This is a genomic window from Aquipuribacter hungaricus (genome assembly GCF_037860755.1).
GTDB classification, from domain to species: Bacteria; Actinomycetota; Actinomycetes; order Actinomycetales; family JBBAYJ01; genus Aquipuribacter; species Aquipuribacter hungaricus.
In genome coordinates this window covers 114,367-128,433 of the sequence record NZ_JBBEOI010000001.1, presented here as the reverse complement: position 1 = coordinate 128,433, position 14,067 = coordinate 114,367, and the positions used below count along the sequence as shown (strand labels likewise).

Genomic DNA, 14,067 nt, shown 5'->3' with positions numbered 1-14,067 from the left:
CCTCCCGCCCCCGGGGACAGAGCCCGGGGGCGGGCACGGCGCCCGGCTCAGAAGAGTCCCGCAGGAACGTCGTCGCACGGGAGCGGGTCCAGCCGTGCGCCGTGCCCTCTGTCGGGGCTGCAGCCCTTGAATGGCCCGTCGGGGTTGAGCAGGGCGGCCATGTGGGGGTCGGCGTGGTCGCGTAGCCAGATGCTGATGCCGAGGGCGGGGTCGAGGCGGAGGTGTTCCCAGGCCCGCCACAGCGCCTCCAGGCGCGTGATCCCCTCGGCGTGACGCCACCACTGCGGGCACCAGGTGCGGTGCCGACCGTCGATGCTGCGCCGGTAGGTGGGGGCCAGGAGCTCGCGGACGAAGACCTCCACGTTCGGGAAGTACAGCGGAGGCGCCCCGTCGGCCTCGCCGACGCCGGCGTGGTCCTCGTCGCTCGGGGGGGCATTCTCCGCCCACTCGTCCTTGGGGAGCTCGTCGATCAGTGCGTCGACGACGTCGTCGACCACCTGGTCCACGCCCGGGTGGACCGTCACGAGTCGACCGTCGTGACTGGGGCCGGCAGCACCGGGTCGGCTCCGCTGACCGTGGGCGGGATCGGTTCCCTGACCGTCTCGGCGATCCGGTGGACCGCGGGTTGAGCAGCAGTCGGGTCATGGGCGGCGATCGAGGCGCGTACCTCCCCCGCGCGGGGTCCGGTCATCCAGGGGGCGGTCTTGACGAGGGTGGGCGGGACGCCGGAGGCGATGAGGAGCGCGCGGCCGCGGGGCAGGGAGCCCAGCTCGGAGACCTCGAGGACCCGTTCGCGGCGGGTGGAGCGGCTGGTGGAGCGGCCGCCCTTGCCACCGTAGGAGGTGGACAGCTGGCGCAGGTCGTAGTCCCCGACGAGCTGGGAGAGCTCGGAGAGGAAGTCGACCTCGGAGACGCCGCCCCCGTAGACCCTGACGTTGGCCGCGGACCAGAGCTTGCGCATGCCGTCGCGGCCCCATACCTCGACGCCCTGGGACCAGGACTGCAGGATCGTCATCATCACGATGCCGCGTGAGCCGTAGTGGCTGTAGAGGTTGGGCAGCTCCCGCCACCGGCACACGTTCGCTGCCTCGTCGAGCACCGCCACCATCGGCACCGGCAACCGCCCGCCGGGCGACTGCTTGGCCAGCTGCTCCGCTGCCTCGGTGACCGCGACCGTCAGCGCGGTCACCAGCGGGCCGGCGGACCCGCGGCCCTCCTTGGACAGGGAGTACAGGGTGCCGCCGTCACGGACGAACGCCGCCGGCGAGAACTCGGTCCGGGCGCCCACCGCTGCCCCACCGAAGGCGTTGCCGGGGGTGGTGCTGCCGCGGGTGACCCAGCGCATGGCCTCGCGGTTGGTCATGAAGGAGACGAGCTGCTGCGCGGTGCCGTAGACCCCGCCGCGCTGCTTCTCGGGGGCGTTGACGACGCCGGCGACGGCGGCCGCGGGCAGCGGGTAGCCCGCGGCCTTGAGCAGGTCGACCGGTTCGTCCTCGGAGGGGTCGGTGAGCCACAGGTACACCTGCGTCAGCGGGCGGGAGTCCACGGCGGCGGCGAGCAGCAGCCCGGCCAGGAGCTCGCGGGCGGCGGAGTCGAAGAACGCGTCGGTGCGCGCACCGGGCTCTCGTGAGGCGGAGGCGATGAGGTCGGCCAGGATCGAGGCCTTGACCTCGTCTGTGACGTAGGTGAGGGGGTTCCACCACCAGGCGCCGGGGCCGGTCGTGGGCTCGTCGACGATGCCCTGGGGGTCGAACACCCACACCGGTCCGGCGTCGGCGCGGGGGCCGCGGGTGGCGTCGACCAGGTCCCGCTTGTTGGAGGTGGCCAGGACCGCGCCGGGCGCGGCGAGGACGGCGGGGATGGCGCGGGCGGTGGTCTTGCCGGTGCGGGGTCCCCAGATGTCGACGGCGTTGTCCTCCCAGGAGGAGAACAGCGGCTGCCCTGCCAAGGAGGTGCCGATCGGCAGTCCCGGGCTGGCGCCCTTCGGCGTCGGCACCCCGAGCCGCGTCGCGGTGGCGGTGGCGCCCTGGCGGGACATCGGGCGCAGCGAGGAGCCGCGGGCCAGGTGCGGGGCAGCCCGGTCGACTCCGACCGTGTGGTGGCGGTGCTTCCACCACAGCACGCTCCCTAGGACTCCCAGCACCACTATTAGTGCCGTTAGGGCTGCTGCGACGTGGGTGGCCGACTGCGGCCACGGGACGGTGCCGCCGACGACGCCGAACAGCAGCGCGAACGGGTTGCGCGGCAGGACCGTGCCGGTCCCGTCGAGCCGGTGCCCCAGGTGCGCAGACCCGGCCACCACCCCGGTCACCAGGGCTGCGGTGCCCACCCCCGCCCACACCAGCACCACGTCGCCGGAGCTAGCGGTCGAGGACCGCTTCGTCGACGCGCTCACGGGCCCGAGCGGACCGGCTCGGCCGCGGTCGACGCGGTCGACGCGGCGTCGTCCTCGTCCGGCCCGCCGGTCTCGGTGAGGTCGACGGTCAGGTCGGGGGGTGTCCCGGTCTGCAGGCTGACGTTGCCGGTGCTGTCGACGTCGACGACGTCGGTGGCGGGGACGTCGCGCCACTTCTTGTTGGTGTCGTTGAGGCCTCCCTCCACGGAGGTCAGGGCGACCTGGACGGGGATGCCGGGGCGACCGCCCACCTTGATGAGGAACTTGCCCTGTCCGGGAGGGGCGCCGGCGTCGCCGAGGGTGGAGTCCCATGCCGGGGGGGTGGTCCAGCTGGTGACCAGGTTCCGCTCGGCGCGGGACATGCCGACCGCCGAGGTCAGCATGGGGATCTCTGCGGCGGGCAGGCCGCCGCAGATGACCATGCCGGCGCGCTCGACGAACCCGCGCGCCTTCATCCGGTCTTCCTCGGTCGGCAGGGCGAGCAGGTCGCTCATGGTGTGGGAGACCATGGCCATGCCCACGCCTCGCTGGCGATTGAGGCGTGTGAGGGCGTCGACCCGGTCGACGATGCCGCGGCCCGCGCGGAGGGCCCGCCACAGCTCGTCGAGGACGACGAAGTAGTGCCGCCGAGGCTCCAGCCCTGCCTCGGCCAGGGCGTTGGCCACGTTGATGGTCCCGAAGCCGGTCGACCAGCACGCGAGGAGGATCGCGGCCTGCAGGTCGGTCTCCCCGTCCCCGACCGCGGACACGTCGAACACGACGGGACGGTCGCGTCGCATCGGGGTGGTGGTCTGCTCGGAGAACACCCGCCCGAAACGGCCGCCCTCCACGAGGGCGACCAGGGACGCCTCGAGGCCCTCGGTGATGGTGCGGTAGCGGTCGATGTCGCCGCGGTCGAGGGCGACCTGGCGGACGTCCTCCGGTGCGGACCGGATGACGGCGACGAGGTCGCCCAGCACCGGCACCTTGACCTGGCCGCTGCTCGTGACACCACGGTCGTGCCGTTCGTCCAGCACGCGCAGGGCCCGGTCGAGGATGGCTTCCTCCCGGTCGGTGGGCGGCGCGGCGCGGGCGATGGTGAGCAGGGCGCTGACGATGGTGAGGCGGCGGCCGTGGGCGTCGGCGAGGACCTCGTCGCGGGCCTTGCCGGTGAGCCGTCGGGCGGCCGCGGTGGACTCGCCGGGGTCGAGGACGTTGAGGTGCCCGCGACCTCGGCCCAGCGGCAGGACGTCGCCGCCCATGGCGGTGACCAGGTCCAGGTAGTCCGGCTTGAGGTCTCCGAGGATGAAGGGGTGCACGCCGTATCCGGCGAGGCCGAGGGCCATCCGCCGGACGACGGTGGACTTGCCGAGCCCGGGCAGGCCCAGCACGAACGCCGAGGGGTTCGCGATGAGGTTGGCGCGGCGGAACCAAGAGATCGGGTCGCATCCCACGGTGGCGCCGCTGATGAGGTTCTGCCCCAGCGGCACCCCCACGATGGGTGAGCCCGTGCCGGCCGCGAACGGGTAGAGCCCGCACACCTGCACGGTGGTGCCGCGGAACTCTGGCGCCGGGTCGACCATCCCTGCCCGGCCGACGCCGCGTCCGTTCCAACCACGAGGACCGGGCCGGCGACCCATGGGCCGCCTCCGGGGCTTCGTCCCGTGGTCTCCGCCGAGGTTCTGGCTGGAGTCGTGGGCGGGGGTCTGGCTGGAGGTGGCAGCGCGGCGGTTCACAGCGCGCCGCGGATCGACGACGGGAGGGCGGAGTGCGAGGGGAGCATGAGGCCGAGCGGGAGGGTGCCGGTGAAGGCGACGTCCTGGGAGCCGTACATGGGACGCAGCTGCAGCCGGGAGGAGGCGGCGAGCATGTCGATCGCGGAGACGGCGTCGGGCAGCCGGTCCTCGCTGGCCACGGTGGCCGTGACCATCACGGCGAAGTCCAGCAGCCCCGCACCCAGGGCCTCCTCGGCCGCGGTGGCGGCGGCGGCGCGCTGCTCGTTCATGGCTCGAGCGGTGGGGCGGTCGCTGACGGTGGCGCGGAAGTCCGCGGCCCGCTTGTCCAGGTCGACGACCCGCGCCGCCCGTGCCGGGTCGAGCGGTCGGAACAGCATGGTGACGCGCTTGCGGTCGATGTCGGCGTGGGGGTTGAGCAGGCCGTGCAGGACGGAGCTGAACACCTCGCCCCGCGGGGGTGCCGTCATGCCCCACGTCGTGGAGACCGCGCTGTCGTGGCGGTAGGTGGACCAGCCGGACTCCGCTGCGACCGGCCCGACGTCGCTCCAGCGCAGCTCGGGCACCTGGCCCTGCTGGCGGGCCTCGTCCAGGGTGAGCGCCACGGCCGGGTCGTAGGCGACGCGGACGAACTCGCACAGCTCCTGCGCCGCGACCGGACGCGCGCCACCGGCGCCGGTAGCCATCAGCCCCTGCGACAGGGTCGTCAGCCGGGACGCGAGGTCACGGCCGACCTCGGCCGCCGACCGACGTCGGGCGCCGGGGCGGGTCGCGGCGCTGAACGTCAGCGACACCCACGCCCGGATCGTGGCCGAGCCCTCCGGGTAGCGGGCCACCACCTCCGCCAGCATGGCCAGGGCGACGGCCGGCGCATCGGGGTGTACCTGCAGCTCGACCTCCTGCTTGAGCCGGGCCCCGGAGTCAGGCGCGGTCTCCACCGTGACCGAGGCCCCCACGAGGCCGGGCTCGGACGACAGCGACGCCAGCCAGGCGCCCCACTGAGCGACCCACTGGTCGACCTGCTCGGGGTCAACCAGCGACGCCCCGTCCGGCTCGGTGGCGAAGATGACGGAGTAGTGCCCGGTCGAGGGCACCCGCAGCAGGGCGAAGGGGCGGCCCCACGAGTCGGTCCACTCGCTCAGCTCCGACGCCGCGAGCAGGCCCGGCAGCTGGTGGGTCCCCCATGGCACGTGCGACACCGGGCCCGAGCGGTACAGGTGCAGCCCCCGCCGGCGCGCGAGAGCCCAGGTGAGCCACTTGCCCGCCCGCTCCGCCGTGGTGCTCTGGTGCCGATCCTTGAAGGCCAACAGCCCCAGCACGACACCGAAGCCGAGCACCGTGGGGATCGCGGCCCGGTAGCCGCCGACGAACCAGGCGACGATGAGCGAGACCAGGCCGACGAACAGGATCGTGGTGCCGAGGGAGCCCATGCCCAGCAGGCCGGGCGTGGTCGGCTTGCGCCAGTTGCCGTAGGTCCGCTGACGTCGAGCCTGCTGCTCGTACGTCTGGAAGCTCTGCTCGACCATGCTCATCAGGACCCCTCCCCCGTGCTTCGAGTGGCCGCGCCCGTGGCGGCCTTCTGTGCGACCTGCGTCGCCACCGCGCCTGCGGCCACAGCGGCACCGACGCCGGTCGCGGCAGTCGCGGCGCGCCCGGCACCTGCGGTCCCGGCACCCGCTGCAGCCGAGGCACCGGTGCTGCCGCTCTGAGCGGGCACCTGCGCCGCCCCGGTCCCACCTGTCGTGCTGCTCGGCCCGCCACCGGAAGTCGGAGCGCCAGAGGGACCCTGGCCGCCCCTGGTGCCTGAGGGGCCGTCTCGCCCGGACCGCGCGAACGCCGCACCCGTCGGGATCGCCGCGGCGGCAGCCATGCCCGCGCCGCCACCCCCGGAGCCGGACATGACCGCCACGGCGGGGGTGACGAAGCGCATCAGCGCGGGCAGAGCAAGGATCGCCAGCACCATCATCGTCACGCCGACCAGGACGTCGAGGACACCGCTGCCGTCGCTTCCGGAAAACAGGTCCGCCCCGGCCAGCCGGAACGCTGTCGCGTAGACGATGGCCGCGGCCGGCTTGTAGAGGATGAACGCGATCAGCCAGGCGCAGCAGCGGCGGAACCAGGTCCGCCCGGTCTCGGTCGTGGTGAACGACGCCGCCAGCGGGAAGATCCCGGCCAGGATCACCAGCATCCCCGAGCGCACGATCATCAGCACGATCTGCACGAACGAGGAGATCAGGGCGACGAGCCCCAAAAGGATGACGATCAGCACCGGTTGCGTCGTCCCTTGCCCGGGTGGCTGCGTCAGCAGCGGCGCGAGGATGAGCGCACCGAGGTTTTCCCCGAAGTTCGTCCCGACCGTGGAGCGGTCGATGATCCACTCGGCGAAGCGGTCGGCGGCCTCCACGGCCAGTGCCACGACCGCCAGCCCTGCGCCGGACACGGCAGTCAGGGTCATCAGCGACCGCAGGACGTCCTTGCCGGGCTCGGCGCGCATCGTCCACGCCATCCGTGCGCCGCCGACCATCACCGACAGCACCGCGGCGGCGGCCATGTACCACCACAGCGAGTCCTGCAGGAAAGCCACCGCGTCCGAGGGGTTGTTGCCCGACGTCGTCAGGTTCGGCGTGCCGACGTCCACCCACACGGTGGCCAGGTTCGTCAGGACGGACCCGACCGCGTCCCCCACTGCCTTGGCCAGCGCGCCGAGCGCGTCACCGACGACACCGTTGGCGACCTCAGCCAGGTTGCAGGTGAGCTGCCAGACGGCGCACTCGGCCGCTGTTGCCGCGGGGGCCGTCATGTTCCGCTCCATGGCACGTACCCGGCCAGGCCCGGGATCGCCTGGATCGGCGAGAAGGGCGCACCGTTGGAGTTGTGGACCACGCGCCAGTCACCACGCTCCCAGCGCAGCGTGAAGGCGGTGTGTGCCGTGACGGTCTGCCCATCACTCACTCCCAGGACAGCTAGATCGATCACGGTCTCGTCTTCCGTGTAGGAGAGGAACTGGAACCCGGCGAGCTGGACCTGGGCTGCAGTGTCGTCTGCGGGCACAACGGAGCCGTCGGCCGGTAGCTGCTCCAGGGCAGCGTCGCGGCCCGGGCCCTCGGCGCCCAAGTCCTCGGCGAGCAGGCGGGGAGCGTCGGGCAGCGTGGTCGTTGCCAAGGCGTTCACAGCGGCGTACAGGGCGCCGGTCGGCGTGCGCGCGAAGCAGGAGCGCACGGGGTCGGTGACACCCGGGCCGTAGACCTCGGGTGCGGTCGGCGCGACGACGCGACCGACGAGCTCCCACTCCGTGTCCGACGGCGGGGTCACCGGGACTGTCCGGTCGCCCGCGGGCAGCTCGCACCCCGAAGGCGCCGTCGCCTGACTGGGAGCAGCCGAGGTGACCGGCGCGGCCGAGGGATTGTCGCCGGCGATCGGCTCTGGGTCGCGGGACGGCGCGACGGCCAGGAAGAGCCCGACCGCGAGGACCACCATCAGGAACACGCCTGCCAGGACGAGGCCGCGGCGCCCCTGCCTCGTCGCCGCAGCCGCCTGGTCCCGCTCGCTGTGGCCGGTGGACTGCTCGGGTGCGCTCATGGTGATGGTCCCCTTCATCAGCCTGTCCCCCGGTCCTCAGACCAGGGCGCCGACGAAGCCCGATGCAGCGCCGACGATGACGCAGCCTGCCAACACCGTTCCGAGCTTCCCCATGTGCTCGCCGCCCTCACCGCGCCGGCTGGAGATGATCATCGCCAGCCCGGCGAAGATCACGCCCGCGACGCAGACCGCCAGGGCGACCCACGACACCCAGTTGAGGATCGTGAGGAACTGGGCTGAACCGGGCGGGGCGCCGGGCGTCGGGACGGGGACCATCGGCAGCAGGACGTTCGCGAGACCGGTCATGAGACGCGCCTTTCGATCCGGATGAAGTGCCCGAACGGGCTATGTCCAGAGTACACAGATGTGCACTGCTGTGTTAGATAGCATGACCTGGGTGCACGGCTCATCCCCTCGAACCGGCAGAGAGGCCGTCCTGTGACTGAGATCCGACGTCTGCTCTCGGGGCTCCCGACACGGCTCACGGTCGAGCAGGTCAGCCAGGTGCTCGCGGTGCCGCCGCAGACGATCTATCGCTGGCTACGGGACGGGCAGATACCGGCGTACAAGGTCGGTGCGTCCTGGGTGATCCTGCGCGACGAGGTCTGCGACCACCTCGAGGCACGTCACAACCAGGTGAGGTCCGCGCCATGAGGCGGAGGCCGCTCCTGACCATCGGTGTCGGGGTCAGCGCGTGTCTGCTGCTTGCTGCGGGGTGCAGCACAGCACCGGCAACAGTCCCTTTACCCAGCACGGACAAGCAGTCGGCGATCGCGCTGCTCAGCAGCCCCAGGAGCCCTGGCACCGCGCCCGCGCTGGTGCCGCAGGACGAGCTGCCCGAGCCGACCATTGGCGCCGCGCCGTCCTGGGGCCCCACCGATCAGGCGGCGGCCAGCGACGCGGCGCGGGTGGCCGTGGCGGCCTACATCAGCGGTCGCGACCAGGAAGCGTGGTGGAGCGAGCTCGCTCGCCTGCTCTCCCCCACCGCGCAGCAGGCCTACGCCGGCACCGACCCGGCGAACGTCCCCGGACGCACGTTGACCGGGCCTCCGACGGTCACCGACGGTGCGGGCAGCGCGTACCTCGCCGACGTCGTCATCCCTACCGACGCCGGCGACTACGGAGTCCTGCTCTCTCGTTCTGCCGGGGGCGACCGTTGGCTGGTGGAACGGTTCTGGCTGCCTGAGCCGACGGTCACCCCGTGAGAGCGCTCATCGGGGGCATCGCCGCAGCGACCCTGCTGTTCGGTGGCTGCGTCACAGGGGTCGCGCTGCAACCACCGCCTGCCGGGGCGGCGTGCGGCGCGCCGCTCGTGCTGGACGGAGGCGGCTTCCCGGTCGAGCCGGTCGCCGGCTACGGCCCCGAGCAGCTGGCCAACGCGGCCGCCATCGTCACCGCCGGGGGTGCTCTGGGTGTCCCGGCCCGGGCTCAGGTCATCGCGGTAATGACGGCCATGGGTGAGTCCGGGCTGCGTGTCCTCGACTACGGGGACGGCGTCGGCCCGGACAGCCGGGGCGTGTTCCAGCAGCGCGACAACGGGGCCTGGGGGTCCTACGCCGACCGGATGGACCCCGCGACGTCGGCGACGAACTTCTACCGGGCACTTCTGGCCGTCAACGGCTGGGAGACGCTGGCGCCGACCCTCGCGGCGCACAAGACCCAGCGCAACGCCGACCCGTATCACTACGAGCGGTACTGGCCCGCCGCGCTCGAGGTGGTCGCCGCACTGTCCGGCACGACGACCGTCCCTGGTGCCGCCGGCGACTGCACCACGGCACCACCGGCTGACCTGTCAACCGACGGCTGGATCAGGCCGGCCGTCGGCCCGGTGACCAGCAGCTATGGGTACCGCATCCACCCGATCACGGGCCGACGGAAGCTCCACGGGGGCACCGACATCGGCTCGCCCTGTGGCACCCCGATCTACGCCGCCGGGCCGGGCGTCGTCGTCCAGGCCGGCCCAGCCGCCAGCTACGGCACCCTCGTCGTCATCGACCACGGGAGCGGGGTCCTGACCCGCTACGCCCACATGTGGAACGAGGACGTCTTGACCACCGTCGGTGCGACCCTGACCGGTGGCCAGGTCATCGGTCGAGTAGGCAGCAACGGCGACAGCACCGGCTGCCACCTCCACCTCGAGGTGGTCAGGGCGGGAGAGCGCATCGACCCAGAGCCGTTCCTGAGGTCGCTCGGCGTCACCTTGTGAACGCGAGCGGACGTCACGCTACGTTGCCGGATCGAGGTCTTGATCTTGCCGCTTGCGGCATCATCGAGCCTTCATCGACCGGACTGCGAGGGAGACGCCAGCGTGAGCAGCGACAGCGGCGACGACCGCTCGTTCGCCGCGAAGCTCAACCACCTCTTCGCGACCGTGCGTCCCGCCCACGGTGAAGAGGCGTCCTACCGCGAGGTAGCGACGGCCATCGCCAGACAGGGCGGGCCGACGATCAGCCCCAGCTACATCTATCAACTTCGCTCGGGGATCCGGGCCAACCCGACGCTCCGCCACGTGCAGGCCTTGGCCAAGTACTTTGGCGTCGAGGTTGCCTACTTCACCGACGACGAGATCGCCGAGCAGACCGACGCACAGCTCGCCATGCTCGCGGCCATGCGGGACGCCGGCGTGCGATCCATCGCGCTCCGCGCCGCGAACCTCTCCCCCGAGGCGCTGGATCTCGTCAGCGACATGATCGACCTGACCATCAAGATGGAAGGCAACCGGCGGCGGGGCCGACCACGCAGTCAACTGGCCCGTCTTCCAACTGCCATGGATGCAGCGGTGCCGCCGGCGGCGGACATTCAGAACTCCGGGGCTGATGCAGCGGGATGAGGGGGTGCCTGAGGAGGCGCCCCCAGCCGCAACCCGACGGGGCTGACCCGACTGGGGGAGTAGCGGCATGACGCGATGCCCGTCGCACGGAGGATCGGTTTGAGGTAAGGAGCGCATCAAGGGCGTCGGCCCACGAGGCAGCAGGCCCCGCCACCGTGTGTCTTTGGAGCAACGAAGCTGTTCAACCTCATGTCGAGGTCGGGCGTCCGACCCATGCCAGGTGCTGTTCCGCAACGAAGGCGCCCTGCTTGAGGCGGCCCCTGAGGATTGCAACACGAGTCCGACCCTCGACGACCTGGAGTCCAGCGCCGGAGGACCTGAGCAACCTGCGGTCGAGCAACACCGGCCACCGCTTCCAAGTGCCGTGAACCTCCCACATCTGGGCGACACCAAGGTGGACGCCCAAGTTGCGCACACGGATCCAGTGATCCCAGTCCGCCGCAATTTCGTCGATCACGTCGTGCTCCGAAGGCCCCGTCGGCATGGTGGCGATGTCCGCGGCGTGTAGCGCTTCAAGTTGCCAGCGCACCCGCGACAATTCGACATCACCGTAATCTCGGAGAAACAGTTCATTGCCCGAGTGATCGTATAGCCATTGCTCAGCGACGTCAGCCGGCCACCCGAGACCGACGACTCGGGAAGTCTTACGGAACGCTTCAAACCCCCCTCCAGCCTCACGAGACGCTATGGCGATGCCGGTGAAGTCAGCCAAGTACATATCAAGACCCTAATCGCGACGGGCATACCTCGAAAGTGCACGCGCGGATCTGCATCAGGCTGGACGGTGCGTCGACCCGTTGCGACGAGGCCCAGCGGAGACGTTCGACTGGTGCTGGGCCTGTGCAGGCGCCCGCACATAGCGCAATGCGGGTTCTCAGGTGGCGGGATGCAGAAAAGTCCGATGCCTCACCCCCCCCCGGGGCGACGCGGGCTACTTTCACACCAGGCGGCCGGAGCAGCACAGCGCGGCTTCGCCAGCCTGCCGACTTCAGAGGCGCTTGCCTTTCCCGCGCAACCTTTTGGTCGATCGCCGCGCGGACGGCGGAGTGGGTCTGCCAGTTTGCCCAACAGGCTGGAGGCCCATCTCCATCACCAACCTGTCAAGTCTCGAATCGGAAAGCGGCGGGTCAGTCGAGTAGATGAACTCGAGGAGGCTGCCTCCGGTGTCGAGAAGCAGACCGTATGCGCGGTCCGACTGCAATTGGTAACTCTTCGCCCGAATGTACTGGGACAGCTGGGTGCGGTGAGCGATGCTGTCGTCAGTCTCCGGCGCTACTCCTATGAAGACCGCCGGATGCCCAAAAGTCCCCGCGAAGGACATGAGCATGTCGTGGTATTTGCCGTCCGCGGAGGTCCTGCGGCGACACTCACGAATGCTTTTCATGAGTCGCTTCTGAGTCTCACCGGAGAGACTGAGTAGATCAGTCGTGCACCGTAACCAGCCAGTTTCACCGAGGCCGGCAATCATATCCACAAGTGGGACGATTTCCTGTGCGAGGTTGAATGTTGGCTTCGACGGTTGCGATACCGTTTCGGGGAGCTGATCTCGCAAGTACCATTCGCTCAGCGGTTGACAGTGATCGGCAACCAGTGTGCCGACTGCGCTCTCGTCGCGAGTCCTTCTGTCGCGCGCCCTCGTTGGCGGCACGGATGGATGTTGACGACGCACGGCATCCGGATCATCTTCGACGAAGAGTCCCCCACCGAGAAAGAGCATAAAAAGATCCAGCTCGTCGGAACTGCGGTAAAACGTGGCGACCTCGGTGTCGGTTCGACGCCGTAGATACAGGAGGAATTCACTGGGTCGATCGCAGATCTCGGCAATCACCATCAGGTCGTGCAATGACGCCACCCACGGGGGCCTCTGCTCCGCCAGCAGTCCGGCGGCCTGAAGATCACCAATGGCAACACCGAGCGGACCCACGTCGTCCAACAAGATGATGGTGGAGCGCACCTCACGTATCTGAGAGAGGTCTAGCCATGAGTCTGACGTGAGCCAGACACCGCCGTTTACTTCGATTAGACGTTGCAGCCGTATGGCTTGATCGTTGGCCTCGCCTATCGTCGCTCTGAGGTCAGATTCAAGCCTGCGAACGTCACCGCGGCGAGACTGACTGGCAACGGACTTTGCCTTGACCTCGGTGATAATCGCGACATCGTCCACCAGGAAGAGACCGTCTCCTTCAACACGGTCTGCCACGAGGTTCACGTCAATGCATTCAGCGTTGACCTCAGTCTCGGTCCGGCCCTTTTTGGGTGCGTAGTAGTAGAATCCGGTATGCAGCGCAGGGCACCCGAGGACACGTTCGAGACTCGCAATGGCCAGGCTCTCGCTAACCGACTGCCGGACTCGCTTGTCGTATCGACGCATAGCGGACTGGTGTGGCGTGAGCGCTCGCTCGAGGATGCGCCGCAGTGAGTCGAGCCCAGGATCGTTGGCCGTGGACGCAAAGCCGCCTGCACCGTCTGCGACCAGCGGGGTGATGAGGAACGGGTTGGTCGCCGTCAGCAAGTCGAAGACCCTCCTGCCTGCAGAGATGGAGCTGTCAAAGGTCTGGGAGTAGGAGCTCAAGACGGTGAGTACTTGCTTCTCACTTAGGCGTCCAATTTCGGCGAGTTCTCTGGCGGCGATCGTCGCCCGCTCTCCGGGCAGGAACATGAGGTTGATCATGGCATCTCGGAACCGAGCGATCACCCCTGCAGGTATCTCCTCGGGCGAAACCCCCTGATACTCGAGCACGATATCTCCGGTCTCGTCACGGAGGCTCGTCATTCGGTGTGCGGATAGGGTCTTCAGGGCATCCCGAACACCGACCACGTCGTCATAGCCGTAGCCCAGGTGCTGACTCATTAGCTCGTCGACCACGGGATGCTTGAAGAGACGACGCTCCTGCTCATCTCGGATGTGGTCATATTGCAGGTTCCGGATGTTCAGAACGGCACCCTGGTATTCCGATGCGAGACGCGCCAGCGGGTGCTCGCTGAGGCGAGCCTCATATTGTTGCCTGTACGTTGCCAATCGCGCGAGTCGCTTAGCACGTGTGTGCAGTTCCGCGATCTGCTCGTGCGGACGAGTCTCCTCACGCGGGACATCGCTCGGCTTTCGGCTGGATCGGGAAAGTAGCGCAGCAGCCACCAGCTCCACCGCTAAGGCAGACCCGCCCGGCATGATCATTCGCGGGTCAGGAACCGGTGGGAACTCACGCATACGCATTAGCTCTATCACATCGAACGCGTCCGCCTCCGAGACAAGAGCGAGCATCTTGGAAGACTCAATCTCCACCTGCTCGCGCAAGACAGCTCGCACGTCCGCGAAGGACGCACAGCCAGCGAAGAGAGCAAGCTCCTGCGCCGGGTCCCCGAAGTCATTAACATCGATATCACCGAGCACCCGACCAAATCTTGCCGAGCCCCGAGTCTCTTGAGCCACCATCATGCCCCTCTAGCCCGCCTCGTCACGGTCCCTGCTGTGAAGCTCATCTCTGCAGGCCGGCAGCAACAGCGCCCCCTCAATACGCCAGTCACAATAGCTATGATTGACGACGTTCGGA

Annotated in this window: 13 protein-coding genes; 4 read left to right on the top strand and 9 right to left on the bottom strand. The window is 69.5% G+C overall.

Annotation, left to right across the window (positions count from 1 at the left end; all coding sequences use genetic code 11):
* Nucleotides 1-47 precede the first annotated feature (47 nt).
* The 7 genes from WCS02_RS00635 to WCS02_RS00605 form a co-directional block, all read right to left on the bottom strand.
* The gene (locus tag WCS02_RS00635) at nt 48-524 is read right to left on the bottom strand and encodes a DUF4913 domain-containing protein (RefSeq protein WP_340288212.1); all 477 of its coding nucleotides are present in this window, start codon (nt 522-524) and stop codon (nt 48-50) included.
* Nucleotides 521-2,395, bottom strand: coding sequence for a type IV secretory system conjugative DNA transfer family protein (locus WCS02_RS00630; protein WP_340288209.1), 1,875 nt, complete (start codon nt 2,393-2,395; stop codon nt 521-523). The genes WCS02_RS00635 and WCS02_RS00630 overlap by 4 nt, the downstream gene beginning before the upstream one ends.
* Nucleotides 2,392-3,957 (bottom strand): ATP/GTP-binding protein, encoded by a 1,566-nt coding sequence (locus WCS02_RS00625; RefSeq protein WP_376985533.1) that lies wholly within the window; start codon nt 3,955-3,957, stop codon nt 2,392-2,394. Before WCS02_RS00625 ends, WCS02_RS00630 begins: the two co-directional genes overlap by 4 nt.
* A 149-nt stretch (nt 3,958-4,106) precedes the next feature.
* Nucleotides 4,107-5,639: an SCO6880 family protein gene (locus tag WCS02_RS00620; protein WP_340288203.1), complete on the bottom strand. Its 1,533-nt coding sequence runs from the start codon at nt 5,637-5,639 to the stop codon at nt 4,107-4,109.
* Complete coding sequence (locus tag WCS02_RS00615) at nt 5,639-6,907, bottom strand: TrbL/VirB6 family protein (protein ID WP_340288200.1); 1,269 nt, start codon at nt 6,905-6,907, stop codon at nt 5,639-5,641. Before WCS02_RS00615 ends, WCS02_RS00620 begins: the two co-directional genes overlap by 1 nt.
* Nucleotides 6,904-7,704, bottom strand: coding sequence for a DUF8175 domain-containg protein (locus WCS02_RS00610; RefSeq protein ID WP_340288198.1), 801 nt, complete (start codon nt 7,702-7,704; stop codon nt 6,904-6,906). Before WCS02_RS00610 ends, WCS02_RS00615 begins: the two co-directional genes overlap by 4 nt.
* Nucleotides 7,705-7,722: 18 nt before the next feature.
* The gene (locus tag WCS02_RS00605) at nt 7,723-7,992 is read right to left on the bottom strand and encodes a hypothetical protein (RefSeq protein WP_340288195.1); all 270 of its coding nucleotides are present in this window, start codon (nt 7,990-7,992) and stop codon (nt 7,723-7,725) included.
* A gap of 132 nt (nt 7,993-8,124) precedes the next feature.
* Between WCS02_RS00605 and WCS02_RS00600 the strand changes: the two genes are divergently transcribed.
* From WCS02_RS00600 to WCS02_RS00585, 4 genes are all read left to right on the top strand, one after another.
* Complete coding sequence (locus WCS02_RS00600; protein WP_340288192.1) at nt 8,125-8,340, top strand: helix-turn-helix domain-containing protein; 216 nt, start codon at nt 8,125-8,127, stop codon at nt 8,338-8,340.
* Entirely contained in the window at nt 8,337-8,891 is a 555-nt protein-coding gene (locus WCS02_RS00595) for a hypothetical protein (protein ID WP_340288189.1), read from the top strand. The genes WCS02_RS00600 and WCS02_RS00595 overlap by 4 nt, the downstream gene beginning before the upstream one ends.
* Nucleotides 8,888-9,892: a M23 family metallopeptidase gene (locus tag WCS02_RS00590; RefSeq protein WP_340288186.1), complete on the top strand. Its 1,005-nt coding sequence runs from the start codon at nt 8,888-8,890 to the stop codon at nt 9,890-9,892. The genes WCS02_RS00595 and WCS02_RS00590 overlap by 4 nt, the downstream gene beginning before the upstream one ends.
* 102 nt (nt 9,893-9,994) lie before the next feature.
* Nucleotides 9,995-10,516 (top strand): helix-turn-helix domain-containing protein, encoded by a 522-nt coding sequence (locus WCS02_RS00585; protein WP_340288183.1) that lies wholly within the window; start codon nt 9,995-9,997, stop codon nt 10,514-10,516.
* A 187-nt stretch (nt 10,517-10,703) separates the two neighbouring features.
* On the opposite strand, the gene WCS02_RS00580 is transcribed toward WCS02_RS00585, so the two are convergent.
* Nucleotides 10,704-11,234: a hypothetical protein gene (locus tag WCS02_RS00580; RefSeq protein ID WP_340288180.1), complete on the bottom strand. Its 531-nt coding sequence runs from the start codon at nt 11,232-11,234 to the stop codon at nt 10,704-10,706.
* A 270-nt stretch (nt 11,235-11,504) separates the two neighbouring features.
* Nucleotides 11,505-13,907: a hypothetical protein gene (locus WCS02_RS00575; protein ID WP_340288177.1), complete on the bottom strand. Its 2,403-nt coding sequence runs from the start codon at nt 13,905-13,907 to the stop codon at nt 11,505-11,507.
* Nucleotides 13,908-14,067: the final 160 nt, after the last annotated feature.